Below are 24,610 nucleotides of genomic sequence, written 5' to 3' on the forward strand. Positions count from 1 at the left end.
CGACCGTCAGAGGGGGCCGCCGCGCCAGGCCGGCATGGCGCGCTCGCCGACCGCGACGTCGTAGGCGGCGCGGGCGAGCAGGCGGGTGGAGTCCAGGGTGGGCAGCGGCGAGACCTCCGGGGTGACCAGCAGGGGGATCTCGGTGCACACCAGGGCGACCGCGTCGCACCCTTGGGTCGCGAGCCGTTCGATGACCCCGGTGTACGCCCGGCGCGAGGCCTGCGTGACCACGCCCGCCACGAGCTCGTCGAAGATGATGTCGTTGACGAGGCGGCGGTCGTCGGCGCCGGGTGTCACGGCGGCGATGCCGCGGGCGGCGAGCGCCCGCGGGTACAGCTCGCCGTCCATCGTGAACTTCGTGCCGAGGATCCCGACCCGGGTGCGGCCCTCCCCCGCGGCCTGGTCGGCGACGACCTCGGCGATGTGCAGACCCGGGAGCGCGAGGTCCGGCCCGGGGATCTCCAGGGCAATGTGGGCGGTGTTGTCCGGGCAGACGAAGAAGTCCGCGCCCGCGCGGGCGAGCCGCGCCACGCTGGTGGCCAGGGTGGCGCGGATCGAGGCGTGGTCCCCCGCCTCCCAGGCGGGCATGCTGCGGCCGAAGGCGATGTAGTCGAGGGTCACGTCGGGATGCTCGTGACGGCCGGCGCGGCGGAACCCCTCCTCGCAGTAGGCGAGGAAGCACAGCGCGGCCCCTCCCGTGCTGTGGGCGAGGATTCCGAGGTGGCTCATGACGACTCCGGGGACGGGAACGGCGACAGCTCCATCCTTCACCGGTTCCTACACCTGTAGGAACCCCCGCCCTCCATCCTCGGCGGCTGTCGGTGGTGGCGGCGGGAAGGGGCGTCGTAGCGTCGATCACGTCTCCTCCCACCGTCCGGAACGGAGTTGGTCGCCGGTGGAAAGCCGTAGCCGCGTCGCGCCCTGGGCCTCGTCCCGTGCCCAGCGGCGCCTCACCGAACTGGAGGCGCTGCTCGCCGGGCAGCGCGCCGACGATGTCGTGCGGACCGTCACCGACAGCCTGGCCCGGCACCGCCGCGCCTTCGACGAGGACGGCATCGTGCTGTACGCGGGCACCAACACCATGACCCCGCGCGCCCTCGCCGTCCACGAGGCCACCGTGTCCAGCCGCCCGTCGATGGGCTGGCCGGGCGAGAAGTTCCAGGCCGGGCTCGAGCACCTGGACGTGCTGGAGACGCTGGCCCCGCTCGGCATGGCCTCCCTGATGGAGGGACGGTTCGCCGAGGTCCGCCTGCAGAGCGCGACGCTGGCCAACCTGGCCTGCTACACGGCCTTCGCCCGCCCTGGCGACACGATCGCCGTGCTGCCGGAGGCCGCGGGCGGGCACGCCAGCCATCACGCGCAGGGCGTGGCCGGCATCCGGGGGCTGCGGGTGGTGGACCTGCCCTACGACGCGGCCGGGTTCACCATCGACCACGAACGGCTGCCCGGTTTCCTGCGGCGGGAGCGGCCGGCCGTCGTGGTGATCGGCGCCAGCCTGATGCTGTTCCCGCACGACGTCGCGGGGGTGCGGGCCGCGTGCGACGAGGTGGGCGCGACGCTGCTGTACGACGCCTCCCACGTGGCCGGCCTCGTCGCCGGGCGCCGCTTCCAGCGCCCGCTGGAGGAGGGCGCCCACGTGCTGACCATGTCGACCTACAAGTCGTTCGGCGGGCCGCCCGGGGCCGCGATCGTCACCCGGGACGAGGAACTGGCCGAGCGGGTCTCGGCGGCCGCCTATCCGGGGCTGACGGCGAACTACGACGCGGCGCGCCTGGCCCCGCTCGCCGTCACCGTCGCCGAGCTCGCCGAGAGCGGCCCCGCCTACGCCGACGCTTGCATGGCGAACGCGCGGGCGCTGGCGGCCGCGCTCCATGCGGCCGGTTTCACGGTCGCGGCGGCCGGGCTCGGCTGGACGGCGTCCCATCACGTCGCGGTGGACGCGGGCGCCTTCGGCGGCGGGGACGAGGCGGCGCGGGCCCTCGCGGCCGGCGGGGTGTACCTCAGCGGCATCGGCCTGCCCGACCAGGCGCCCGGCGAACCCATGCGCGGCCTGCGCATCGGCACTCAGGAGATCACCCGCCGCGGTTTCACCCCGGGCCGGATGGAGGCCCTCGCCGAGCTGATGCGCCGCCTGCTCCTCGACAAGGAGGACCCGGCGGCCGTCCTCCCCGACACCACCGCCCTGCGCCGCTCGGTGCCCGCCGCGCCGTAGGGGCACCCCCTTTCGCGCGGATGCCGCTTCCGCCGGCTTGCTAGGACGTCCTACTATTTACTTGGACGTCCTAGCAATTCGTTGTGGAGCCTTGGAGGAGCGCCGGTGCACGTACCTGTCAATCCCGTGCGAGTCGTCACCGCGGCGGCCCTGTTCGACGGGCACGACGCGGCGATCAACATCATGCGCCGCATCCTGCAGTCGCAGGGAGCCGAGGTGATCCACCTCGGCCACGACCGCTCGGTGGACGAGGTCGTCACCGCCGCCATCCAGGAGGACGCCCAGGCCGTGGCGATCAGCTCCTACCAGGGCGGCCACGTGGAGTTCTTCACCTACCTCGTCGACCTGCTGCGCGAGCGCGGGGCCGGTCACGTCAGGGTCTACGGCGGCGGGGGCGGCGTCATCGTGCCCGAGGAGATCGCCAGGCTCGAGGGCCACGGCGTGAGCAAGATCTTCTCCCCCGAGGACGGCCAGCGCCTCGGCCTGGCCGGCATGATCAACACGATCATCGAGACCTGCGACACCGACCTCACCGAGGGCGCCGAGCCGCCGTCGGTCCTCGGCGGCGACCACAGGGCCGTGGCCAGGGCCATCACGTTCGTGGAGACCGGCCGGGCGGACGGGGCGTACGTCGAGCGGCTGCGCGCGGCGGCGGCCGAGCGCCAGGTGCCCGTGCTCGGCATCACCGGCACCGGCGGCTCCGGCAAGTCCTCGCTCACCGACGAACTGATCCGCAGGCTGCGCGTCGACTACGAGGACAAGCTGCGCGTGGCCGTGATCGCCGTGGACCCGACGCGGCGCAGGGGCGGCGGCGCGCTGCTCGGTGACCGGATCCGGATGAACAGCCTGGGCGGCGACCAGGTGTTCTTCCGCTCGCTCGCCACCCGCGGGTCGCACGAGCTCCCCGAGCACCTCACCGACGTGATCGCGGTCTGCAAGGCCGCCGGGAACGACCTGGTGATCGTGGAGACGCCCGGCATCGGGCAGGGCGACGCCGCGATCGTCCCCTTCAGCGACGTCTCCCTCTATGTCATGACACCGGAGTTCGGCGCGAGCTCCCAGCTCGAGAAGATCGACATGCTCGACTTCGCCGACGTGGTGGCCATCAACAAGTTCGACCGGCGCGGCGCCGAGGACGCGCTGCGCGACGTGCGGCGGCAGCTGGTGCGCAACCGGGAGGCGTTCGGCGCCGCACCCCAGGACATGCCGGTGTACGGCACGGTGGCCTCGCGGTTCAACGACGACGGCGTCACCGGGCTGTACCACGGGCTGCGCGAGCTGCTCGGCCGCAAGGGCCTTCCCGAGAGCCCGGGCATCCTGCCGCGGACCGACGCCAGGACCTCGGCGCTCGGCTCGGCCATCGTGCCGCCCGCCCGCGTACGGTACCTGGCCGAGATCGCCGAGACCGTGCGGGAGTACCACCGGGAGACCGAGCGCCAGGCGGGCGCGGCGCGGCGGCGCCAGCAGCTCACCGAGGTGGCCGAGCTGGTGAGCGCCGAGGGCGGCGACACCGCGTCCCTCGACACCCTGCGCGAGCGCGCCGAGGCGGAGCTGCCGGAGGACGCCAGGGCCCTGCTCTCGGACTGGCCGCGCACCGTCGCGGCCTACTCCGCCGACGAGCTGGTGGTGAAGGTGCGCGACAAGGAGCTGCGCACGCCGCTGTGGCGCACCACCCTGTCGGGCAGCCGGGTGCCGCGCGTGGCGCTGCCGAGGTACACCGACCACGGCGAGCTGCTGCGGTTCCTGCGCTCGGAGAACCTGCCGGGACGCTTCCCCTTCACCGCCGGCGTCTTCCCGTTCAAGCGGGACGACGAGGACCCGACGCGGATGTTCGCCGGCGAGGGCGACCCGTTCCGCACCAACCGCCGCTTCAAGATGCTGTCGGACGGCCAGCCCGCCGTGCGCCTGTCGACGGCGTTCGACTCGGTCACGCTGTACGGCAACGACCCGGCCGAGCGGCCCGACGTGTACGGCAAGGTCGGCACGTCGGGGGTGTCGATCGCCACGCTGGACGACATGAAGGCGCTGTACGACGGCTTCGACCTCGGCTCGCCGAACACCTCGGTGTCGATGACCATCAACGGCCCGGCGCCGACGATCCTGGCGTTCTTCCTGCACACCGCCGTGGACCAGGCCCTTTCGCGCTTCCAGGCCGACAACGGCCGCGAGCCGACGCCCGAGGAGGCCGAGCGGCTGCGGGCCGCCACGCTCGCCACCGTGCGCGGGACCGTGCAGGCCGACATCCTCAAGGAGGACCAGGGCCAGAACACCTGCATCTTCTCCACCGACTTCTCCCTGCGGATGATGGCGGACGTGCAGGAGTGGTTCATCGCCAACAAGGTGCGCAACTTCTACTCGGTGTCGATCTCCGGCTACCACATCGCCGAGGCGGGGGCCAACCCGATCAGCCAGCTGGCGTTCACGCTGGCCAACGGCTTCACCTACGTCGAGGCGTACCTGGCGCGGGGCATGAAGATCGACGACTTCGCGCCGAGCCTGTCGTTCTTCTTCTCCAACGGCATGGATCCGGAGTACAGCGTGCTCGGCCGGGTGGCCCGCCGCATCTGGGCCGTCGCCATGCGGGAGCGGTACGGCGCGAACGAGCGGTCGCAGAAGCTCAAGTACCACATCCAGACCTCCGGCCGGTCGCTGCACGCGCAGGAGATGAACTTCAACGACATCCGCACCACGCTGCAGGCCCTCATCGCGATCTACGACAACTGCAACAGCCTGCACACCAACGCCTACGACGAGGCCGTCACCACCCCCAGCGCCGAGTCGGTGCGCCGTGCCATGGCCATCCAGATGATCATCAACCGGGAGTGGGGCCTGGCGAAGAACGAGAACCCCCTGCAGGGCTCGTTCATCGTCGAGGACCTCACCGACCTGGTCGAGGAGGCGGTGCTGGCCGAGTTCGAGCGGCTGTCGGACCGCGGCGGCGTGCTCGGCGCGATGGAGACCGGCTACCAGCGCGGCCGCATCCAGGACGAGTCGATGCTGTACGAGCAGCGCAAGCACGACGGGTCGCTGCCGATCATCGGGGTCAACACCTTCCGCAATCCGGAGGGGGACGTCCAGCACGGCACGCTGGAACTGGCCCGCGGCACCGAGGAGGAGAAGCGCGGCCAGCTCGAACGGCTGCGCGCGTTCCAGCAGCGGCACGCGTCCGAGGCGCCGGAGGCCCTGCGGCGGCTGCGCGAGGCGGCGATGTCCGACCGGAACGCCTTCGCCGCGCTGATGGACGCCGCCCGGGTCTGCTCCCTGGGCCAGATCACCGAGACCCTGTTCGAGGCCGGGGGCCAGTACCGCCGCAACCTCTGACCGCGGACGACGGAAACGGACCCCGGCAGGCGCCGGGGTCCGTTTCCGTGCAAGGGGAGGTGAAGGTCAGGTCCTGCGCCAGCGGGCCTCGCAGACGCAGTAGACGCCGAAGAGCACCAGCCCGAGGGCGACCACGGCGAGCACCCAGGGGCCGAAGGGCATGCCGGCGAACGAGCGGAGCGTGGAGTCGATCCCCTTGGCCTTGTCCGGGTCGTAGGTGATGGCCGCGTGCAGGAAGAAGACGCCGGCCGCCACGGCGATCACGCCGCGCGCGCTGTAGCCCACCATGCCGAGCTTCTCGACCACGCCGCGCACGCGCGGGGACATCTCGCCGGTGCGCAGGTTCTTGCGGAACTTCCTGGTCACCCCCTCGTAGACCCAGAAGGCGCCCAGGGCCATGATGCCGAGGCCGACAGCGCCGACGATCAGCTGGCCGCCCGGCCAGTCCATGACGGTGGCGGTGAGGTCCTTGGACTTCTGGTCGCTCGACTGCCCGGTGCTGCCGCGCAGCAGGAAGCTGAGGACGGTGCCGACGACCAGGGCGTACACGACGGTGCGCGAGGCCGCCTCCACCCGGTCCTTGACCTCGAGGCCGCCGAACAGCGCCTCCGACAGCTGCCACAGGGCCAGCCCGGTGAAGCCTATGGCGAGCAGCCACAGCACGACGGTGCCGAAGGGCTGCTCGGCCACCATCCGCACGGCGCCTGTCTTGTCCGCTTCCTTTCCGCTACCGCCGAAGGCGATCTGCAGCGCCAGGATGCCGATGAGGGCGTACAGGACGCCCCGGCACGCCATCCCGAACCGGGCCAGCCGGTCGAATGCCCGGCTGCGTGTCGCTTGCCGCGCGACTCCCCGCGCGTGGTGACCGGCTGAGGCCACGGAGCTCATGGTCCCTCTCCTTTCGGTACGCCTTCCCCTCTGCACTTCTGGGCGGAAGATAAACTCCCGTCTCTTCATCGGATCTCCAGTCGACCACCGGTTTGAACGGCCGTGATTCCTGAGGCGGGGCTTCGCGTGGCGGGCCGGCATGGCGGGGATGAAGGCGGCATGAGGGTACTGATCACCACGCGGCGCCGGCCGCGGACCGGGGGCGGGCGCACGGCCTGGGAGGGGGTGCCGGGCCTGCCCCGGGTGCTGCTGGTCCCCGCAGCGCTCGGCCTGGCGGTGCTGGTGCTGCCCCTCGCCTGGCCGGCGGCGGTGGCTCCGTGGACGGTCCTCGGCGCCCGGCCGGCCGACCCGCGCGTCGCCGACTCCCTCCGGCTCGCGGTGGGGGCGGCCACGGCCGCCACCGTGTGCTGCCTGCTGTCCGGCCTGCCGCTGGCCTGGGCGCTGGCCCGCGCGTCCTTTCCCGGCACGGCGGTGGTCCGGGTCCTGGTCGCATTGCCGCTGGTCGCGTCGCCGGTCGTCCTGCTGCGGGCGCTCGGCCCCGAGGAGCCGCCCGGCGGGCGGCTCGTGCCGGCCGCCGCGTTCGCCGCGATGCCGTTCCTCGTCCTCACCGTCGAGGGCGTGCTGCGCGCCCGCGGGCCACGCCTGGAGGAGGCGGCGGTCCTGCTGGGCGCCTCCAGGTGGAGGACCATGCGCCTGGTGACGCTGCCGCTCGCCTGGCCGGGGATCGCGGCGGGAACGGCCCTCTGCTGGGCCCGGGCACTGGCCGAGTCCGGGGCGGCGGTCGCACTCGCGGCGAGCACCCCGCCCGCCGCCCTCCGGCAGGCCGCCGTCGTGCTCGGCCTGGTGCCGCTGCCGGTCGCCGTCGCCGTCGTGGCGTGCCTGCGCGGCCGGGTGCTGGACCACCGATGATCGACGCCCACCTGGTGGCCGAGCGTCCGCCCTTCCGGCTCGACCTCAGGATCCGCCTGGCCGCCGGGGAGGTGGTCGCCGTGACCGGGCCGCCGGGGGCCGGCAAGACCACCGCCCTGAGGGTCCTCGCCGGCCTCACCCCGCCCGGCGGCGGCCACATCGTCCTGGACGGGGCCGCCGTCCACGCGCGGCCGCCGGGGGTGCGTCCCGTCGGCATGCTGTCCCCGGAGCACCTGTTGTTCCCGCACCTGAGCGCGCTCGGGAACGTCGCCTTCGGGCCGCGATGCCGGGGGGCGAGCCGCGCCGAGGCCCGCCGGGCCGCGGCCCTGTGGCTGCGGCGGCTGGGGCTGGGCGGGCGGCTGCGCGCACGGCCCCGCGAGCTGACCCCCGGGGAGGCGCGGCTGGTCGCGCTCGCCCGCACGCTCGCCGTACGGCCCCGGGTGCTGCTGCTCGACGAGCCGCTGGCCGCTCTGGACGCCGGCGCGCGCCTGACGGTCCGCGCCGCGCTGCGGGCGCAGCTGGGCGTGTTCGACGGCGGGTGCGTCCTCGTCACCGGCGATCCGCTGGATCTGGCGCTCGCCGACCGGGTCCTCGTCGTCGAGGGGGGCGCGCTGGTCCAGGAGGGGACTCCCGCCGAGGTGGCGTGCCGCCCGCGCACCGGCTTCGCCGCCCGGCTGGCGGGGCTGAACCTGTGCCGGGGCGACGGGCGCGGCCGGGAGGTGTCGGTCGGCCCGGCGGGCGGGCCGGTGCTCGGCGTGGCCGACGAGGCCAAGGGGCCGGTGTACGTCGCGTTCCCGCCGTCGGCCGTCACGCTGCGCCCGCGGCCGCCGGACGCGGCCGCGGGCCGGTGGGAGGCGGTGGTCGCGGGGGTCGAGCCGCACGGCGACCAGGTGCGGGTCCGTCTCGCCGGGCCGATCGCCGCGGCGGCCGACCTCGCACCGCCGGCCGCCGTGGAGCTGGGTCTGTCCCCCGGCCTGCGGGTGTGGGCCGTCACCGACGCCGCCCGGACCCGTGCCTACCCCCTGGACGACACCCAGCCGGACATCCCCGCCTTCTGGGATTAGACGGGCCGCGGCCGTCCGTGGCATTACCCAAAGGTAACGTTAGCCTTATCGGGGGTCCGTGCTTGCCCGGCCTCTGTGCGGGCAGAGGTAAGGACGCGGGGATCTCTCCGGAGATCCCTCGCACTCCTCCACACCGCCGCTGACCATCATGGAAGGGAGCGGGCGCCGATGCCGAGGCAGATCGCCACCGGATACCAGCCCCCAAGCCCGATCGACCTCGAGGCCCGGGTGCACAGCCTCGAACTCCAGGTGGCCTATCTCACCGAGGCCGTGCAGTCCCTCACGGGAAGCACCGCCGAGGCCGGGGCGGGCCGCCCCGGCGACTGATCGGTCCTCCCCCGCCTTCGCCCCCCGCTGAACACTCCGAAGACCCGTATGGTCGACTGGTCCTAGGGGTGCGAGAGGGTGCGTGTGCGTCACCGATGGTCGGTCAGAACCCGCGTCACGCTGTTCGCAGGCGTGGTCGCTGCTCTGCTGTCCACGCTGGTCGCCACCATCCTCATGGTGGCGGTCAACCGTATCGCCACCGAGTACGTCAGCGACGAGGTGACCGCGGCGGGGGACCGCGTGGCCGGCGAACTGATACGAGGCTACCGGCCCAACCCCCTTTCGGCCGGGCCCATCGAGTTCATCCAGATCGTCGACCCCAGCCGCAGGGTCGTGGCGGCCACGTATCGCCTCCAGAGCAAGCCGCCGATCGCGGACTTCACCCCTGCCGCCGGCAAGACCATCGCCTCGAGGGTGGTGTGCGGCGGGACCTTTCCCGACGACGAGTGCTACATCGTCGTGGGGCAGCGGGCCTACGTCATGGGGCAGGACTGGATGGTCTACGCCGCCGCGCCCCAGGTGCCCCCGCTCGTGCATCCCACGCTGGCGGCGCTGGTGATCGGCGGCACCGTCTTCCTGACCGCCGCCATCACCTACGGCGCCTACCGCCTGCTCTCCCGGGCGCTGAACCCGGTGAACGCCATCCGGGCGGAGCTGGACGAGATCAACGCCAGCTGCCCCGACCGCCGGGTGCCCGTGCCCCCCGCCCGGGACGAGATCCAGGAGCTCGCCGAGAGCGTGAACCACACCCTCGACCGGCTGCAGGCCGCCATGGAGCAGCAGCGCCAGTTCGCCTCCGACGCCTCCCACGACCTGCGCAGCCCCATCACGGCCATGCGGGCGGAGGTCGAGGACGCCCTGCTCGCCCCCGAGGAGACCAACATCAGCGTGATGGGCGACTCCCTGCTGGAGAGCCTGGACCGGCTGCAGGCCATCGTGTCCGACCTGCTGATCGTCGCCCGGCTGGACGCCGGGACGCCGGGCGAGAGGGAACGCGTCGACCTGTCGGCGCTGATCAACTCCGAGCTGAACCGGCGCCACTCGAGATTGACGATCAAGCGGGACCTGCAGCCGGGCGTCGTGGTGATGGGTGACCGGCTGCGGCTGGCCCGGCTGTTCACCAACCTGATGGACAACGCCGAGCGGCACGCCGAGCAGTCCATCTCGGTGACGGTGCGCAGCGAGCCCCCGAACAGGCGCTTCCGTACCGGGGTCATCGTCCTGGAGGTGCAGGACGACGGGCCGGGCATCGAGCCCGACAAGCGCGAGGCGGTCTTCCAGCGATTCACCCGGCTCGACGCGGCGCGCAGCAAGGACGCCGGGGGCACCGGCCTGGGCCTGCCGATCGCGCGCCAGATCGCCCAGGCCACCGGCGGGACCCTGACGATCGAGCCGAGCGACAAGGGCGCCCGCTTCGTCCTGTGCCTTCCGCTGGCCCTTCCCTCCGAGGAGGACGAGGACTGAGCCTCACCCGCGGCGCAGCGCCGAGGCCGGCACGGGTATGGCGGGGAAGGGGTTGTCGGGGAGCAGGATGAGCCGCCGCGGGTCGGCCGAGCGGCCGGTGGCGTCCAGGTGGAGCAGCGCCGCCCCGATGCCCGCCGCGCCCACCATGTAGCCCGTGTCGGCGGTGACCTCCCAGGGGCGCAGCCGCCGGTAGGCCTGGTACCAGCGGTAGCCGGCGTGGTCGTGCCCGGTGGCGCGGCTGACGAGGTTCTCGCCGAGGGAGCGGGCGAACCGGAGGTACCGCTCCTCTCCGGTGGCGGCCCAGAGCCCGACGAACAGCTCCAGCAGGCCCGCCGCGCCGCAGCACTGGCAGGCGACGTTCCAGAAACCGGGGGTCTGGCGGTGCGGCACGCCGCTGCACATGATGCCGTCGGCGAGCCGCGCGACCCAGTCGAGCTCGCCCCGGTCGCCGGTCACCCGGTAGAGCTCGTAGAACATGCGGGCCACGCCGGCCGACCCCGAGCACAGCCCGAGGTAGTGCAGTCCTCTGCCCTGCGGGACGTGGTGGGGGACGAAGGCGTGCCTGTCGGTCACGGTGCTCACGGTGCGGACGAAGTCGGCTCCCCTGCGGGCCGCCTCCAGGAACCGCTTGTCGCCGGTCACGCCGTACAGGCGGGCGAGCAGGAAGGCCGTGCCCGCCGTGCCGGACAGGAAGCCGGGCGTGACGGCGTCCACGGGCAGGTCGGCGCAGCCTTCCTCTCCGAATCTGTGGCCGGGCACGACCAGCCCGGCGATGCGTTCGCCGGCCTCGACGGCCACTTCCTCGTAGGCCGAGACGCCGAGGATGCCGGCCGCGTGCAGCAGCCCGAGGATGATGCCGCCGTCACCGCGCTGGGCGGGGTCGCCGGTCCAGCCGACGCCGTCGCCGTTCCTGCGCAGGCTGCGGACGACGCGGTCGGCCCCCGCCCGCGCGGCGACCGAGAAGCTCTCCTCGCCGGTGGCCCAACCGGCCTCCGCCAGCGCGAAGACCATGCCGGTGAGGCCGTGGTACAGCGACAGGTCGGGCTCGTCCTCCCAGGTGGCCGCGAGGTAGCGGGCGCCCTGCCGGGCGTCGTCGAGGTAGGCCTCGTGGCCGGTCGCGGCGGCGAGCTCCAGGAAGAACAGCACGATGCCGGCGACCCCCGCGTACAGGGAGCCGGGCTGGCCGGATCTCGCCGAGGGCCGCCGGGGATCGGGGTTGGCGCGCCAGTGGCGCCCGCGGCCGTCGTCGACGGCGGCGGATCGGATCCAGCGTCCGGCCATGACGGCCGCGCTGAAGGGTGTCTCGGCGCGCGGCCACGACGGGCCGCTCCGGTCCGGGCTCATCTCGCCTCCTCTACGCGATCCCCAGCATACCTATCAATTTGGTAGGAAAACTAGGCAATCGGTCGGCATCCGGTCATGGTTCGCCACCGACCCCTTCATCGGCCGCATCAGAACAATCTCACAGACCGCGCCCGGGCGGGCGGTTCCGGCGGCCCCCGATACGGCACAATCCCGTATCGCCGCGGGCTGTCCGCCGGTCCGAAGGACGAGCAAGACGGTATTCGTCCCCGCTGACGCTTTTGCCCCGGCGGAACGGCGGAAACAGAGGGAGCGACGGCACCAGACGGGCCCCGCGGAAGCCGGGCGGAAGGAACGGTCACGTGAGCGACACCGGGAACACACCTGTCCTGGCGGACTCGGTCCGGCTGACCGGCGACGGCGTGGACATCCTCGACCGCCGGGTCTACCCCTTCGAGCGGCGGTGGGTGCGCTGCGCCACCGCCGAGGACGTCGCCGTGGCCATCGAGCGGATGGTCACCCAGAGCCTCGGGCCGCTGTTCGCCACCACCGCCGGGTTGGTGCTGGCCGCCCGTGAGGCCGCGCGCCTCGGGCCGGGGGCGGCCGCCGAGCGGCTGCGGGCCGCCGGCGCCAGGCTGATCGCGACGCGGCCCACCAACAACCACATCCGCGACGCCGTGCGCGCCGTCCTGGCCGCGACCGCCGACGGGCCGCTGGCGGACGCCTCCGGGGAGGAGCTGCTGCCGGCCGTCACCGAGGCGGCGGCCCGGCATGACGAGAGCCGCCGCGCCGGATTCCGCGCCCTCGGCCGGCACGCCGCCGAGCTGCTCCCGGACGGGGCGCGGGTGCTCACCCACTGCTGGGGCGACGCCTACCTGGTCGCGACCGTCCGGGCCGCCGAGGAGCAGGGCAGGCGCCTGGAGTTCGTCTGCACCGAGACCCGGCCGTACCTCCAGGGGGCGAGGCTCACCGCGGCGGCGCTCGTCGAGATGGGGTACCGGCCCACCCTGATCACCGACGGCATGGTGCCCGCCGCGCTGGCGAACGGCCTCGCCGACGTGGCACTGGTCGCCTCCGACCGGGTGACCATGGACGGCCACGTGGTCAACAAGGTCGGCACGCTCGCGGTGGCGCTGGCCGCGCGGGAGTTCGGGGTGCCGTTCCACGTGCTGTCGCACGCGCCCGATCCGCTCTCCCCCGGCATCGACCACGTCGAGATCGAGCATCGCGACGGCGAGGAGGTGCTGCACGTGCTCGGCACGCGCACCGCGGCGGAGGGGGTGCGCGGCTACTACCCGGCCTTCGACGCGACACCGCCTCACCTGGTGACCAGGATCGTCACCGAGCGCGGCGCCTTCGCCCCCTCCCGCGTGGCCGACCACTTCGCCTACGGCGCCGGCGCGGAGGGACGGGCGGGTTGAGCGCTCCCCGCCGCGTCGTCGTCGACACCGACACCGGCATCGACGACGCGTGCGCGCTGCTGTACCTCGCCGGACGCCCGGAGACGGAGATCACCGCGGTGACCTCGGTGTTCGGCAACTGCGCCGAGGAGGACGCCGTGCGCAACATCGCGTACGTGCTGCGGCTGCTCGGGCTGGACACCCCCGTGGCGCGCGGCGCCGGGCGCCCGCTGGCCGGCGGGCGGCGGGCCGGCGGACACCACGAGGGCGAGGGGCGGGGAGCCCCGGACGGGGACGGGGTGCACGGGAGGGACGGCCTCGGCGACCTCGGGCACGACCGGCCGCCGCCGCCCGCCGGCGGCGAACGCGCCGCCGGGCTGCTCGTCCGGCTCGCCGCAGAGCGGCCGGGCGAGCTGGACCTGCTGGCCCTCGGCCCGATGACCAACCTGGCCCTGGCGCTGCGGGCCGACCCGGCGCTCTTCACGAAGTACCGCTCGGTCGTGGTCATGGCGGGCTCCGGCCCGTACGTCCCGCCGGGCGCGCCGCTCATGGCCGACACCAACGTCGCACAGGACCCGCGGGCCGCCCGCGCGGTGTTCTCGGCGCCGCGCCGCGAGCTGACCATGGTCGGCGTCGACGTCACGGCCACCACGATCCTGCCGGAGCCGGCCCTCGCCGCCCTGCGCGCCGCGGGAACGCCGGTCTCCGGGTTCGCCGCGGAGATCCTCCAGGCCTACCTCGAGCTGTCACGCCGCAGGCGGGGGCGGATGGCGATCCCGCTGCACGACCCCCTGGCGGCCGGCGTGCTGGCCGACCCGTCGCTGGTCACCGCCGCGGCCGTCGGGCCGGTGAACGTGGTCAGGGACGACTCCTCGTGGCGGGCGCACCTGATGGGTGTCCCCGGCGGCCCTCCCCCGGCCGTGCCGTGCGAACCCGCGCCCGGCACACGCGTGGTCAGGGCCGTCGACTCGGCGAGGTTCGTCGACGGCTTCGTCCGGGCCCTGACCCGGACGCCGCCCTGACCGGCGCCCGCGCGGCTCTAGCGTGCCCCGGCGGACAGCCGGTCGAACAGCGCGAGAGCGGCCTGCCGTACCTCGGCCGGGGTGATCCCGCCGAGCGCGGCCCTGGCCTCCGCGATGTCGCGCGTGGTGGCGCAGGTGATGGCCACCGACGTGGCGGCGGCCTTGTCCAGCGAGCCGGACGGGGCGTCGTCGGCCAGCTCGCGGGCGGTGGTGGCGAGGTCGAGGTTGTCCATCTTGGGTGCGGTGCTCAAAGGGTTCTCCTCGCGGTAACGGATCTGGTCGCCGGGGTGGCGAGCCCGGGCGGGTGCCGAGAGCGGCAAATCGTGCGCCGGGCCGACAACAGCGCGACGCGGTGGAAAGCCCATCCTGCTCCGCGACGCCGCCCGATGCCACTCAACCGCACCATACGCGACTCGCGTCGCGGGGCTCCGGCCTCCCCACTCTCCGAGGATCGCACACGGCACCGCACTTCCCGTCCGGCGGGCGCGAGGGGGACGAAGGCAGGGGGTGTCCACAAGGGGGGCGTGAGGGATGGCGAATACTGAGGTCACAGGACCAGTGAAGGGGGCGGGACGATTGATCAGCACAGAGACCGTCGACCGGATCATCCGCTTCCACGGGGGTGAGCTGCCCGTGGTTTCCCTGTACGTCGGCGTGGGCCAGGACGGCCCCGGCGCCCTTCCGACCCGGATCAACAGCCTGCTCCACGAGATCCGCCCGCTGGGGCAGAACGGCTCCCTCGGGCGGCGGGCCCGCATGTCCCTGCGCGCCGACATCGAGCGCATCGAGACCATGGAGGGCCTGGATCGGGTGGAGACCGGTGGCGTGGCCGTCTTCTCCTGCAGTGAGGGGGAGCTGTTCGAGCAGCTGGTGCTGCCGCGCCCGGTGCGCGACAGGATCATGGTGAACGCCACGCCGTGGGTCCGTCCCATGCTCGCCGTCCTGGACGAGTACCACCGTGCCTGCGTCCTGATGGTCGACCGGCGCTCGGCGGAGGCGTGGGAGCTGTACCAGGACGACATGCGCGCCATCGGCGAGGTCGAGGACGAGGCTCTGCGCAAGCCCAACTACGCCGGCTGGTACGGCTACACCGAGCACCGGGTGCGCAACCGCGCCGACGACCTCACGCGGCGCCACTTCCGCCACACCCTGCAGCTCCTCGACGAGCTGTTCCGCGCTCGCGCCTACGAACTGCTGATCGTCGGCGGCCACCCCGAGGAGGTGCCGAACTTCCTGGAGTTCCTCCCCCGCGAGCTGCGCGCCAAGGTCGCCGGGACGTTCAGCGTCGATCCCCGCACGGCCACGCCTGCCGACATCCGTTCCTGCGCCGAGCGCATCGTGGAGCAGTACGAACGGGAGGAGGAGCGCCGCTGGGTCACCGACGTCCTCGCCCGGGCCGCGACGCGCCGTCCCGCCGCCCTCGGGCTGGACGACTGCCTGTGGGCCGGGTCGGTCGCCGCCGTCCAGACGCTGCTGGTGCAGGAGGGCATGACGACGCCGGGGGTGGTCTGCCACGAGTCCGGCTGGCTCGGCACCTCCGGCGACGCCTGCCCGCTGTGCGGGCGGGCGACGCGGCGCACCCCGGACGTGGTCTCGGAGCTGGCCGAGGCGGTGATCGACGAGGGTGGCACGGTGGAGCACGTGCTCGCCGAGACCGAGCTCAAGGACCTCCTGGTCGCGGCCTCCCTCCGCTTCCCCCTCCCGCCCCGCCCACCCCAGCCGGCCGCGGCCTGACCGGGCCACGCCGGCACCCTCGGGTCCCCGGCCGGGCGGGGACCCGGGTCCGTCGCGGCGGCTCACCCGTCCAGGTACTTGGCGAAGTCCGAGCAGGTGTACGGCCTGCTCCCCTTCAGGCTCTGCCCCGTGAGCGGGTCGATGTAGACCACGTCGGGGGTGGTGTCGCCGGTTCCCGGGCTCTGGGCGTGGAGTACAGGTATCCCCCTTCCCTGCACGATCACGCGCTGGACACCGGGAATGGCGGTGCCGGTGCACACGATCTGCGCCAGCCCGAGGCCCTTCTCCTCCAGCCCCCACACCGACAGGGTGCCGCCGTCCGGTGATCGGTTGACCTGGATGTCGGAGCCGGTGTCCACTCGGGCCGCCCGCGAGCCGAGACCGCGTGCCCTCTCGATGTCGTTGGGCCCCTCAAGGAGCTGCTGGAGGGAGTACTCCGGGACACCGGGCAGCCCGGGTCTGGTGACGCTGGTCAGCTTGCCCTGTTTGACGAAGTAGACGACGGTCGGCTGGGACGTGGACCTGGCGATGGGCGGGTCCCCGGCCACGGTGGTCTCCGCCGGCGTTATCCCGCACCCGCTCGCGAGCAGCGCCGCCGCGACCAGGATCAGGCGGCGCGGGCACCGCCCGGGCCGCCTCACGCGTCCTCCCCGAGGGGAAGCCACACGGTGAACACCGCGCCCCGCGGCTCGTCGTTGACGACGTTCACCACGCCGCCGTGCAGTTCGACGTTGGCGCGGGCGATCGCCAGGCCGAGCCCGCTGCCCTCGCTGCTGGCGCGGGCCCGGTCCAGCTTGACGAACCGGTCGAACACCAGGGGCAGCAGCCACCTCGGTATGCCGGGGCCGTGGTCGGTCACCGTGAGCGTGACACCGGGCACGTCGCCGTTCGCCTCCTGCCGGAAGCGCACCACCACCGGTGGCGCGCCGTGCTTGAGCGCGTTGCCGACGAGGTTCGCCATGATCACATCGAACCTCCGGGGATCGATCCGGGCCATCAGGTCGGGCGGGCCGTCGATCTCGACCCGTCCCGCCCATCCGCGCGGGGCGAGGCAGGCGGCCACCGCCTCGCCCACGTTCAGGTCGTCCGGCACCAGGGCGGCGGTGCCCGAGTCCAGCCGGCTGATCTCGATCAGGTGCTCCACCAGGGTGCCCAGCCGCCGGATGCCCTCGGTCACCAGCGGGCCGGCCGTCTCCCGGTCGGCGGCGGAGACGTCCTTGTCGGCCAGCGTGTCGGTCAGCGCCGTTATCGCGGTGAGCGGGGTGCGAAGCTCGTGGGAGACGTCGGCCACGAACCGCCGGGACGACTCCTCCATGGCGCGAAGTTCGGCGACCGTCCCCTCCAGGGCCCCGGCGGTCCGGTTGAACGTCCGGGCGAGGTCGGCGAGCTCGTCGCGGCCGAGCACCTCGACGCGCGTGTCGAGCCGTCCCTCGCCGAGGTCGTGCGCCGCCCGGCCGAGCCTGCGTACCGGCCCCAGCACGCCCCGCGCGGCCACCAGGGCGAAGACGACGGCCACCACGACCGTCGCGACATTGGCGATCACCAGGACGCGGGCCAGCGTCCTGAGGTCGTCGGCCTCCCGGGCCAGGCTCACGATGACGAAGCCCATGATCGGGGTCGGGCGGTAGGTGCCGTCCGCCCGCCGCTCCCCGTAGACCTGCCCGCCGACCAGGAGGAACGGGGTTCCCCGATGGTCGATGCGCCGGTAGACGGTGTTGCCCCGGGCCATCTGGACGAAGTCGCCGGGCAGGTCGACGCCGTAGCGGGTGTCGAAGTCGGGGAAGAAGAAGATGTTGCCGTCCCGCACCTGCGCGAGCTTGACGTCGTAGCGCCCCTGCACGCTGAGGGCCGACTTCAGTTGCTGCAGATAAGAGATCCCCGGACTGCTGAAGCCGCTGCTCCACGCCTCCATGTCCGCCGGCACCGACCTGCCGAGCGTGTTCTTGAACTCCCCGATCACGTTCGCCTGCGTCCGGTCGATCATGGAACGCTGGATGAGGAAGTAGGCGATGCAGGAGGCCGCCGCCGACGACAGCACCGCGACGACGACGAACCCCGCGACCAGCCGCAGCCGCAGCCCGGCCCGCCACAGCGACAGGCCGCCTCGGCGGTTCGGCGCCCCGGCGCCCCTTTTCAGGGCCCGCGCTCTCCCGGCCACCGTGCGTACCCGGCCCGCGGCCCGCGTCAGCACGGCCACCAGGGGCCTGAGCGCGGCGAAGCGCGAGGTCCGAGGGCTGTGGTCCGGTTCGGCGCGCCCCTTCGTCACGGTCATGGCGCGACGAACCGGTAGCCGAAGCCGCGCACGGTCTCGATGTACCCTGGCCGTGACGGCTCGTCGTCGATCTTGGCGCGGATGCGCTGCACGCACGCGTCGACGATCCGCGAGTCCCCCGGGTAGGTGAGCTCCCACACGTCGGCGAGGAGCTGCTGGCGGGTCAGCGCAAGCCCGGGACGGCGGGTCAGCGCCAGGAGCAGCCGCAGCTCGGTCGGAGTGAGCCGCACGTCCTTGCCGTGCTTGGTCACCTTCAGCGCCCCCCGGTCGACCACGAGGTCGCCGTAGGTCGAGATGTCCCCGTGGGAGGTCTCCGCGCGCCGCAGCACCGCGCGGATGCGGGCGTCGAGGACGCGGGGCTCGATGGGCTTGACGATGTAGTCGTCCGCGCCCGCCTCCAGGCCGAGGACGACGTCGAGGTCGTCGCCGCGCGCGGTCAGCAGGATGACGGGCAACGTGTCGGTGCGGCGGATCCTGCGGCACACCTCGATGCCGTCGATTCCCGGCAGCATGACGTCGAGGACCGCGATCTCGGGGCGGCGGGCCCGGATGCACTCGAGCCCCTCCTCCCCGGTGGTGCGCGAGGTCACGCTGTGCCCCTGCCGGGAGAGGGCGAACTCCACCGACGCCCGGATGAGCGGGTCGTCCTCCACGAACACGATGCTGGCCACGGTGGTCATTATTTCGACCATCCGAATCGGGCCGCCGCAATGTCACCAATCCCGGATATTTCGCGGAAGATCCGGTCGAAACCCCGCCAGAGCCTCTCTGGCATGACTCTCACCACCACACGTCCGGTATCGCCGCCCCCCTCGGCCCCGCCCGCCGCGGCCCCGCCCGCCGCGGCCTCGCGGCTGCGGTGGGTGCTGGCGGCGGGGTGGATCGCGCACGTGCTGCTGAGGCTGTGGCTGGCCCGATGGCGTACCGGGCCGGTGGCCAACCCCGACGAGGTCGGGTACCTGGTGGCGGCCCGGTGGCTGGCGGGCGGCCCGGGGGCGGACCTGAGCGGCAGCACGTTCTACCAGGGCGGCTACCCCCTGGTCCTGACGCCGATCTTCTGGTTCGTCCACGACCCGGCGCTCGCCTACCGGCTCGTCGTCGCGGTCAACGCGCTCATCGGGGCGGCGCTGTTCCCCCTCGGTTTCCTCGCGCTGCGCCGCCTGGCGCCGCAGGGACTCGTCCCGGGCCGGTGGGCGGCGTGCGCGCTCGCCTTCGCCGCCGCCCTGCTCCCCGCCACCATGGTGTTCGGCCAGATGGCCCTCACGGACGCGGTCCTTCCGACGCTCGTCCTCGGCTGGCTCCTCGCCCTGCACGCCTTCGCGCGGTCGGGCTCGGCGCGGGCCGGCGCGCTGGCGGGCGCTCTGGCCGGGTACGGCTTCGCCGTGCACATGCGCGGAAGCGTGCTGCTGTTCGTCCACGTGCTGATCGTGGCCTTCGTCCTGGTACGGCGGTGGGTGCCCCGCCGCGCGGCCCTGGCCGCGGTGGCGGTGACCGCCGTGACGGCGGCGGGGGCGCAGGTGCTCAACGGAGCGGTGCGGGCGGCGATCTATCCCGGCGGCCCGCGCGACCTCTCCGCTCTGCTGGGGACGCGGCTGACCGGCCTCGACGGCCAGGCCTGGGCGATCTGCGGGGCGGCCGGCCAGGTGTGGTACCTCGTCGTCGGAACCTGGGGCCTGGCGGGGGTGGGGATCGCCGTCGCCACCGCGGCGGCGCTGCGCCGCCGCACCCCTCCCGCGACCCGCGTGACGCTTCTCGCGCTGCTGCTGCTCACGGCGGCCGTGGCCTACGCCTCCTCGGCCGCGTTGCCGGACGAGCACCGGGTCGGCAACTACGCCTACGGCCGGTACCTGACGTGCGTGGCGGTCGTCCTCGCCCTGCTGGGGCTGGCGGCGCTGGCCCGGGCGGGGCGGCGGGAGGCCCTGCGGTACGCGGCGGCGTCGGCGGGGCTGCTGGTCGTGACCGGCGCGGTCGCGGCCGTGTACGCGGGCGACCGGATCCGGACCTACAACTTCATCGCCTTCGACTTCCCGGAGGTGTCCTTCCTGACCCGCTCCCACGACGCGCTGCGCATGGCGCCCGCGTCGGCGGCCGCGCTCGCCCTGCTGGCGGTCCTGACGGCCGCGTCCCTGGTCGGGCTCCGGCGCCCGTCCCCGCCCGGCACGGCCGTCTCCCGCCCGTCCGCGGCGTTCCCGGCGGGACGGCGGGGCCCGCTGCCCGCTCTGGCGCTCGTCGCGGTGAACCTGGCGTTCGTGGCCGGCGGCACCTTCGACGGACCGGCGCGGCCTCCCGTCCCGGACCCGCTGGTCCGCCGCGGCGGCGTGGTGGTGGACCGCCAGGTGTCGTGGTGGGCGTGGCTGCCACTGTCCTACCGCGTGGAGTGGACAAGGCTGCGGCTGAACTTCGACACCGCCCACCAGGCCCCGCCGGCGGGAACCTGCACGGTCATCGTGCCGGAACCCGAGGCGGGCGGCGCGCCGGAGACGTCGTGGCCGGGGCACCCGGCCGGCTGGCGGCCCGCCGCCGCCTCCGGCTGGGTGGGGTGGACCTCCCCGGCCTGCCTCAGGTAGCGGGCAGCTTCATCACCAGGAACGGCGTGGTGGAGGGCTGCTTCGACCCGCCCGCCGGCTCGACCGTGACCGCGACCTTGGTGGCGTCCCCGACCCGCCCGAGGAGCACGGGGGGTGTACGGCCGGCGGCGTCGGGCCGCGTCACCTCGTCGGGGACCGCGCCGCCCGGGCCGATCCGCCACAGCTGGTAGATCTTGCCCTCCGGCGGCGCCGCCAGCCCCGAGGAGAGGAACACCATCCTCCCCTGCGACCGCGACACCACCACCTTGGCGCTGACGCCCCGCCCCGCCTTCCCGGTGACGGTGCGGGCGTCCGGCGCGGCGAGGACGGCGGCGATCGCCCGGCCGCCGGCGCGCTCCCGGTCGAGCGCGTCCCGCTCGCGGACGGTGACGATCCCGAGCCCCACCGCCGCGGCCAGGCACGCGGCGGCCAGACCGGTGACGGCGCGGGGCCACCACGGACGCCGGGGCGCCCTGCGCGACCGCCGCCCGCCGCCCCGGGCGGCCGAGCCGCCCGCGTACCCGGTCTCCGAGGTGCCGGCGTGCCCACCGCCGGGGACGGCCGGCACCGGGGCGGTGACCGGAGGCACCTGGCGTACCAGGGCGATCTCGGTCATGACCCGGGCCCGCAGCCCTGGAGGAGGCTCGACGGCGACGGCGGCCCCCAGCCGCGCCACCGCCTCGCGCAGTTCCCGGGCCTCCTCGGCGCACTCCTCGCACCGGCCCAGGTGCTCCTCGAAGCCCGCACGCTCGGCCGGGTCGTCCACGGCGTGCAGGGCGTAGGCTCCCGCGAGCGTGTGCGGGTCGCGGCTCATCGCTCCACCCCCAGGCAGTCGCGCATGCGGATGAGACCATCGCGCATCCTGGTCTTGACCGTCGCCAGCGGCACCTTCAGCAGCTCGGCGACCTGCCGGTAGGTGTAGCCGCCGTAGTAGGCGTAGGTGACGGACTCCCGCTGGAGCGGCGTCAGCCCGCCCAGGCAGCGGCGCAGCCGTTCCCACTCCAGCCTCGTCTCGACCGACTCGGCCACCTCGTCGTAGGGACGCTGCGCGCCGAGGCGGGCGACGCGGGTCTCCCTGTCGGCCGCCGCCTCGGCCGCGCGGACCCGGTCGACCGCGCGGTGGTGGGCGATCGTCATCACCCACGACATCGCCGAGCCGCGCGAGGGGTCGAAGCGCGCCGCGCTCCGCCACACCTCGACCAGGACCTCCTGGGCGACCTCCTCGGCCTGGGCCGGATCGCGCAGCACCCGCAGGGCGATCCCGTACACCGGGCCCGCCACCCTGTCGTACACGTGCTCGAACGCCGGCCGGTCGCCGCGCGCCACCTGTTCCAGCAGCGTCTCCAGCCCGGGCCCGTCGTGCCGGCCGTCCCCCAGGGGCACGGCCCGTCTCGGCCTCATGCGCGCTCCTCACTCGCCGGCGCCGGTAACGGACACAGGTTGTTCGCGGCACACCGGCGCCTGGATCGCCGCGAAGGGGGACGACCTCGAAGGGATCACCGGGTGATACGCGGCGGCGGGCGGGATGCGTTCAAGGTGGGGCGGGTGAGCTCCCGGAGTTGGAAGAGGGGCCGGTGCGGGCGGCATCATGGCATGCAGCACCGACGACCGAGGAGCGGCACGTGAGCAAGCGTCCCCTGGTACTACTGGACGTGGACGGGGTGCTCAACCCCGCCCGGCGGCACACGCTGCGGCTCCGGCGTCACCAATGCGTCGTCGACGGGCAGGCGTACACCGTCCTGCTGAACGCCCGGCACGGTCACAAGCTGTCCGCGCTCGCCCGCGACACCGGGGCCGAGCTCGCCTGGGCCACGACCTGGGAGGAGCAGGCCAACCTCCAGATCGCCCCGCGCATCGGCCTGCCTCCGCTGCCGGTGATCGCGGTGAACGGCGACCCGGGCAGCCGCGCCGGAGAGCATTTCAAGACCCGCCACGTGGCCGAGTACGTCGCCGGGCGGCCGTTCGTGTGGTTCGACGACAGCCTCGGCACCCCGGACTGGCAGTACCTCATGGACCATCCCGGCGTGGGCGAGTTCCTCCTGGTGGCGGTCGACCCCGGTACGGGGCTCACCGACGAGCACATCGCCCAGGCCCGCGACTGGCTCACCGCCGGAGCCGTCCCCCGCCTCGACGACGCCGCGACCCTCGACCCCTGACAGGCCGGCGGTCGAAGCGGCGAGGCACGGAACACGGCGACCGCCGGCGGTCCCGGTACCGCCGGCGGTCGCTTTCCGGCTCCACGAGGGCCGCTCGCCGGCCGCTCGTGGAGCCTTCACAGTGGATCGATCTCGGTGTCAGCTGGCGTTGGCGCAGATGACGAAGGCGCTGATGCCGACGTCGCCGTAGCCGTCCTGGCGGCCCAGTACGATCCAGCCGTTCGCCTGGTCGGTGGGGAAGCTGCCGACGAGGATCGCCCCGTTGCCCCGGGCCTCCCCGCCGCCGCCCACCGCGCGCTTGCCGGGCGGGCAGTAGACGACGCGGCGCTGGAAGTTCGGGACGTTGGCGTTCGGCAGGGTGACCAGCTGGTATCCGGTGAAGTCGGCCTTGTGGGGGGCGGGCGCGGCCTGCGACGCCGAGGCGGCGGCGACCGTGCCGAGCCCCGCGCAACCGGCGGCGACGGCCAGCCCGACCGCCCAGAGCTTCTTGGTGTTCATTGCTCCTCCTTGGATCGTTCCCACCAGCCGTGACCGGCGTCCGCCAGGGGGCGCGGAGGGGTGCCGGCAGGGAGGGTGGGGGCCTTCAGGATTCGACACGAGGAGTATCTACACGAGCACTCTCTGTGTTCAACCACTGGTTTCACCTGCGCCCCCGCCGCCCCAGGAGGCGCACGGGAAGTGCTTGACAAGCTGATCGCCGGAGCGACCTGCGCTTTCATCGGGGCGGGCCGCCCCTCCTCGCCGGGTTGGGCTCCCCTCGGCTGGCCGGATGTGGACAACGTCCCACGCGGAGATTCGCCACCCGCCGCCGGATTTATGGGCTAATCGTCCCTTTTGAGCCGATCATCGCTTTTGAGCTTCATGCGGAGAATTGGCGGGTACGACTTGCTTAGCAGCAGCGTCCCGCCCGCCCGGCGCATCTCACGCTCCCAACCCTTCACGTTCTCGGCACGCACGCCAACGGGAGGTCCCACGGCTCCGTGAACCTCGGCGCAGGAGGGTCCATGATCGGTACGGAGAACGATGACACGCGGGTCCGCGGGCTCGCCGACGTGGAGAGGTTCGCGCGGCGGTGCTTCGAGGGCACGCCCGGCGACGCGACCGGGGTTGAGCTCGAATTCCTGGTCTTCGACCGTGGCGACCCGTCCAGGAACGTCCGGATAGCAGAGATCAGGGCCGCGCTCCCGATCCTCCCCCATGGGAGTGCCCTCAGCTTCGAACCCGGCGGGCAAGTGGAGTTCTCCGGCCCGCCCGGCCCCCTCCCCCAGGCGTTGTCCGGTCTGGCCGAGGACGTCGAGGCCGCGCGGGCCGCCCTGCGGCAGTCGGGCCTCGTGCTCGCGGGGACCGGGCTCGACCCCGTGCGCCCGCCCCTGCGCCAGCTCCGCTCGCCGAGGTACGAGGCGATGGCCGACCTGCTCGGCGTGCCGTACGGGCCGATGATGATGTGCCAGACCGCCTCGGTGCAGGTGAACGTGGACCTCGGCGGGCGGCCGCGGGTCCGCTGGGAGCGGGCCCACGACTTCGGCCCGGTGCTGAACGCCGCGTTCGCGAACTCGCCGCTCCACCGCTCGCGGCCCTGCGGCTGGGCCTCCGGCCGGCAGGCCGTATGGCTGCACCTCGATCACACACGGACCCGGCCGGTCGTGTGGGACGGTGATCCCGCCGAGGCCTGGGCGCGGTACCTCATGGACGCGCGGCTCATGCTCGCCCGGCCGAAGGGCGCGAGGCGGCGCCCCGCCACCGGCGGCCCGACCTTCGCCGACTGGATCGGCATGCCCCGCATGGGAGGACATCCGCCCACCACCGCCGATCTGGCCTACCACGCCACCACCGTCTTCCCGCCGGTACGGCCGCGCCGCTGGCTGGAGATCCGCTACCTGGACGCCCAGCACCCGAGGTGGTGGCCGGTCTGCGCGGCGGTGACCTGCGCGCTCGTACTGGACGACCGCGCCGCCGGGGAGGCCCTGGGCGA

Annotated in this window: 22 protein-coding genes; 12 read left to right on the top strand and 10 right to left on the bottom strand. The window is 73.7% G+C overall.

Annotated features, from left to right (window positions below):
* Positions 1–6 precede the first annotated feature (6 nt).
* Entirely contained in the window at positions 7–729 is a 723-nt protein-coding gene (locus KIK05_RS10535; protein ID WP_214410417.1) for an aspartate/glutamate racemase family protein, read from the bottom strand.
* Positions 730–895: 166 nt separating this feature from the next.
* Between KIK05_RS10535 and glyA the strand changes: the two genes are divergently transcribed.
* On the top strand, positions 896–2,212 hold the full coding sequence (gene glyA / locus KIK05_RS10540; protein ID WP_308249848.1) for a serine hydroxymethyltransferase: 1,317 nt from the start codon (positions 896–898) through the stop codon (positions 2,210–2,212).
* 105 nt (positions 2,213–2,317) lie between these two features.
* Complete coding sequence (icmF, locus tag KIK05_RS10545) at positions 2,318–5,533, top strand: fused isobutyryl-CoA mutase/GTPase IcmF (RefSeq protein ID WP_214410419.1); 3,216 nt, start codon at positions 2,318–2,320, stop codon at positions 5,531–5,533.
* Positions 5,534–5,599: 66 nt separating this feature from the next.
* Here icmF and KIK05_RS10550 read toward each other — a convergent pair whose 3' ends face one another.
* Entirely contained in the window at positions 5,600–6,421 is an 822-nt protein-coding gene (locus KIK05_RS10550; protein ID WP_214410420.1) for a DUF1206 domain-containing protein, read from the bottom strand.
* A gap of 159 nt (positions 6,422–6,580) precedes the next feature.
* Here KIK05_RS10550 and KIK05_RS10555 point away from each other — a divergent pair, with 159 nt between their 5' ends.
* The 4 genes from KIK05_RS10555 to KIK05_RS10570 all read left to right on the top strand — a co-directional run bounded on the left by KIK05_RS10555 (position 6,581) and on the right by KIK05_RS10570 (position 10,185).
* Positions 6,581–7,330 carry an ABC transporter permease subunit gene (locus tag KIK05_RS10555; protein WP_214410421.1) on the top strand — a complete coding sequence of 250 codons (750 nt, stop codon included), beginning with the start codon at positions 6,581–6,583 and terminating at the stop codon, positions 7,328–7,330.
* A complete protein-coding gene (locus KIK05_RS10560) occupies positions 7,327–8,394 on the top strand; it encodes an ABC transporter ATP-binding protein (RefSeq protein ID WP_214410422.1) in 1,068 nt (355 codons plus the stop codon). The genes KIK05_RS10555 and KIK05_RS10560 overlap by 4 nt, the downstream gene beginning before the upstream one ends.
* Positions 8,395–8,562: 168 nt before the next feature.
* A complete protein-coding gene (locus KIK05_RS10565) occupies positions 8,563–8,721 on the top strand; it encodes a hypothetical protein (RefSeq protein ID WP_214410423.1) in 159 nt (52 codons plus the stop codon).
* Positions 8,722–8,853: 132 nt separating this feature from the next.
* Positions 8,854–10,185 (top strand): sensor histidine kinase, encoded by a 1,332-nt coding sequence (locus KIK05_RS10570; protein ID WP_308249849.1) that lies wholly within the window; start codon positions 8,854–8,856, stop codon positions 10,183–10,185.
* A gap of 3 nt (positions 10,186–10,188) precedes the next feature.
* On the opposite strand, the gene KIK05_RS10575 is transcribed toward KIK05_RS10570, so the two are convergent.
* Complete coding sequence (locus KIK05_RS10575; protein ID WP_214410424.1) at positions 10,189–11,529, bottom strand: lanthionine synthetase LanC family protein; 1,341 nt, start codon at positions 11,527–11,529, stop codon at positions 10,189–10,191.
* A gap of 320 nt (positions 11,530–11,849) precedes the next feature.
* Between KIK05_RS10575 and KIK05_RS10580 the strand changes: the two genes are divergently transcribed.
* Both KIK05_RS10580 and KIK05_RS10585 read left to right on the top strand, forming a co-directional pair.
* Entirely contained in the window at positions 11,850–12,908 is a 1,059-nt protein-coding gene (locus KIK05_RS10580) for a translation initiation factor eIF-2B alpha/beta/delta subunit family protein (RefSeq protein WP_214410425.1), read from the top strand.
* Entirely contained in the window at positions 12,905–13,909 is a 1,005-nt protein-coding gene (locus KIK05_RS10585) for a nucleoside hydrolase (protein ID WP_214410426.1), read from the top strand. Before KIK05_RS10580 ends, KIK05_RS10585 begins: the two co-directional genes overlap by 4 nt.
* Positions 13,910–13,926: 17 nt before the next feature.
* Here the strand turns inward: KIK05_RS10585 and KIK05_RS10590 are convergent, their stop codons facing one another.
* On the bottom strand, positions 13,927–14,160 hold the full coding sequence (locus tag KIK05_RS10590; protein WP_214410427.1) for a hypothetical protein: 234 nt from the start codon (positions 14,158–14,160) through the stop codon (positions 13,927–13,929).
* A 325-nt stretch (positions 14,161–14,485) separates the two neighbouring features.
* Here KIK05_RS10590 and KIK05_RS10595 point away from each other — a divergent pair, with 325 nt between their 5' ends.
* Positions 14,486–15,643: a baeRF10 domain-containing protein gene (locus KIK05_RS10595; RefSeq protein WP_214410428.1), complete on the top strand. Its 1,158-nt coding sequence runs from the start codon at positions 14,486–14,488 to the stop codon at positions 15,641–15,643.
* 62 nt (positions 15,644–15,705) lie between these two features.
* Here the strand turns inward: KIK05_RS10595 and KIK05_RS10600 are convergent, their stop codons facing one another.
* From KIK05_RS10600 to KIK05_RS10610, 3 genes are read right to left on the bottom strand one after another with little or no spacing between them, the layout of a single operon-like run.
* Positions 15,706–16,284 (bottom strand): hypothetical protein, encoded by a 579-nt coding sequence (locus tag KIK05_RS10600; RefSeq protein ID WP_214410429.1) that lies wholly within the window; start codon positions 16,282–16,284, stop codon positions 15,706–15,708.
* A complete protein-coding gene (locus tag KIK05_RS10605; protein WP_214410430.1) occupies positions 16,281–17,915 on the bottom strand; it encodes a sensor histidine kinase in 1,635 nt (544 codons plus the stop codon). Before KIK05_RS10605 ends, KIK05_RS10600 begins: the two co-directional genes overlap by 4 nt.
* The gene (locus KIK05_RS10610) at positions 17,912–18,586 is read right to left on the bottom strand and encodes a response regulator (RefSeq protein WP_214410431.1); all 675 of its coding nucleotides are present in this window, start codon (positions 18,584–18,586) and stop codon (positions 17,912–17,914) included. Before KIK05_RS10610 ends, KIK05_RS10605 begins: the two co-directional genes overlap by 4 nt.
* A gap of 102 nt (positions 18,587–18,688) precedes the next feature.
* Here KIK05_RS10610 and KIK05_RS10615 point away from each other — a divergent pair, with 102 nt between their 5' ends.
* Positions 18,689–20,482, top strand: a complete 1,794-nt coding sequence (locus KIK05_RS10615; protein ID WP_214410432.1) for a hypothetical protein — start codon at positions 18,689–18,691, stop codon at positions 20,480–20,482.
* Here KIK05_RS10615 and KIK05_RS10620 read toward each other — a convergent pair.
* Complete coding sequence (locus KIK05_RS10620; RefSeq protein ID WP_214410433.1) at positions 20,475–21,296, bottom strand: anti-sigma factor; 822 nt, start codon at positions 21,294–21,296, stop codon at positions 20,475–20,477. The two genes, KIK05_RS10615 and KIK05_RS10620, sit on opposite strands and share 8 nt — an antisense overlap.
* Positions 21,293–21,883 (bottom strand): ECF RNA polymerase sigma factor SigK, encoded by a 591-nt coding sequence (gene sigK / locus KIK05_RS10625; protein ID WP_214410434.1) that lies wholly within the window; start codon positions 21,881–21,883, stop codon positions 21,293–21,295. Before sigK ends, KIK05_RS10620 begins: the two co-directional genes overlap by 4 nt.
* A gap of 221 nt (positions 21,884–22,104) precedes the next feature.
* Between sigK and KIK05_RS10630 the strand changes: the two genes are divergently transcribed.
* The gene (locus tag KIK05_RS10630; RefSeq protein ID WP_214410435.1) at positions 22,105–22,638 is read left to right on the top strand and encodes an HAD domain-containing protein; all 534 of its coding nucleotides are present in this window, start codon (positions 22,105–22,107) and stop codon (positions 22,636–22,638) included.
* A 138-nt stretch (positions 22,639–22,776) separates the two neighbouring features.
* Here the strand turns inward: KIK05_RS10630 and KIK05_RS10635 are convergent, their stop codons facing one another.
* Complete coding sequence (locus KIK05_RS10635; protein ID WP_214410436.1) at positions 22,777–23,136, bottom strand: hypothetical protein; 360 nt, start codon at positions 23,134–23,136, stop codon at positions 22,777–22,779.
* Positions 23,137–23,642: 506 nt separating this feature from the next.
* Here KIK05_RS10635 and KIK05_RS10640 point away from each other — a divergent pair.
* Positions 23,643–24,610 (top strand): glutamate-cysteine ligase family protein (locus KIK05_RS10640; RefSeq protein WP_214410437.1); only part of this gene is annotated, 968 nt, incomplete at its 3' end.

The organism is Sphaerisporangium fuscum (genome assembly GCF_018531465.1).
Classification (GTDB): domain Bacteria; phylum Actinomycetota; class Actinomycetes; order Streptosporangiales; family Streptosporangiaceae; genus Sphaerisporangium; species Sphaerisporangium fuscum.

Coding starts and splice junctions, on each gene's coding strand:
- KIK05_RS10535 (WP_214410417.1), bottom strand. CDS start 729: ATGAGCCACCTCGGAATCCTCGCCCACAGCACGGGAGGGGCCGCGCTG.
- KIK05_RS10550 (WP_214410420.1), bottom strand. CDS start 6,421: ATGAGCTCCGTGGCCTCAGCCGGTCACCACGCGCGGGGAGTCGCGCGG.
- KIK05_RS10555 (WP_214410421.1), top strand. CDS start 6,581: ATGAGGGTACTGATCACCACGCGGCGCCGGCCGCGGACCGGGGGCGGG.
- KIK05_RS10560 (WP_214410422.1), top strand. CDS start 7,327: ATGATCGACGCCCACCTGGTGGCCGAGCGTCCGCCCTTCCGGCTCGAC.
- KIK05_RS10565 (WP_214410423.1), top strand. CDS start 8,563: ATGCCGAGGCAGATCGCCACCGGATACCAGCCCCCAAGCCCGATCGAC.
- KIK05_RS10575 (WP_214410424.1), bottom strand. CDS start 11,529: ATGAGCCCGGACCGGAGCGGCCCGTCGTGGCCGCGCGCCGAGACACCC.
- KIK05_RS10605 (WP_214410430.1), bottom strand. CDS start 17,915: ATGACCGTGACGAAGGGGCGCGCCGAACCGGACCACAGCCCTCGGACC.
- KIK05_RS10615 (WP_214410432.1), top strand. CDS start 18,689: ATGACTCTCACCACCACACGTCCGGTATCGCCGCCCCCCTCGGCCCCG.
- KIK05_RS10620 (WP_214410433.1), bottom strand. CDS start 21,296: ATGAGCCGCGACCCGCACACGCTCGCGGGAGCCTACGCCCTGCACGCC.
- sigK (WP_214410434.1), bottom strand. CDS start 21,883: ATGAGGCCGAGACGGGCCGTGCCCCTGGGGGACGGCCGGCACGACGGG.
- KIK05_RS10635 (WP_214410436.1), bottom strand. CDS start 23,136: ATGAACACCAAGAAGCTCTGGGCGGTCGGGCTGGCCGTCGCCGCCGGT.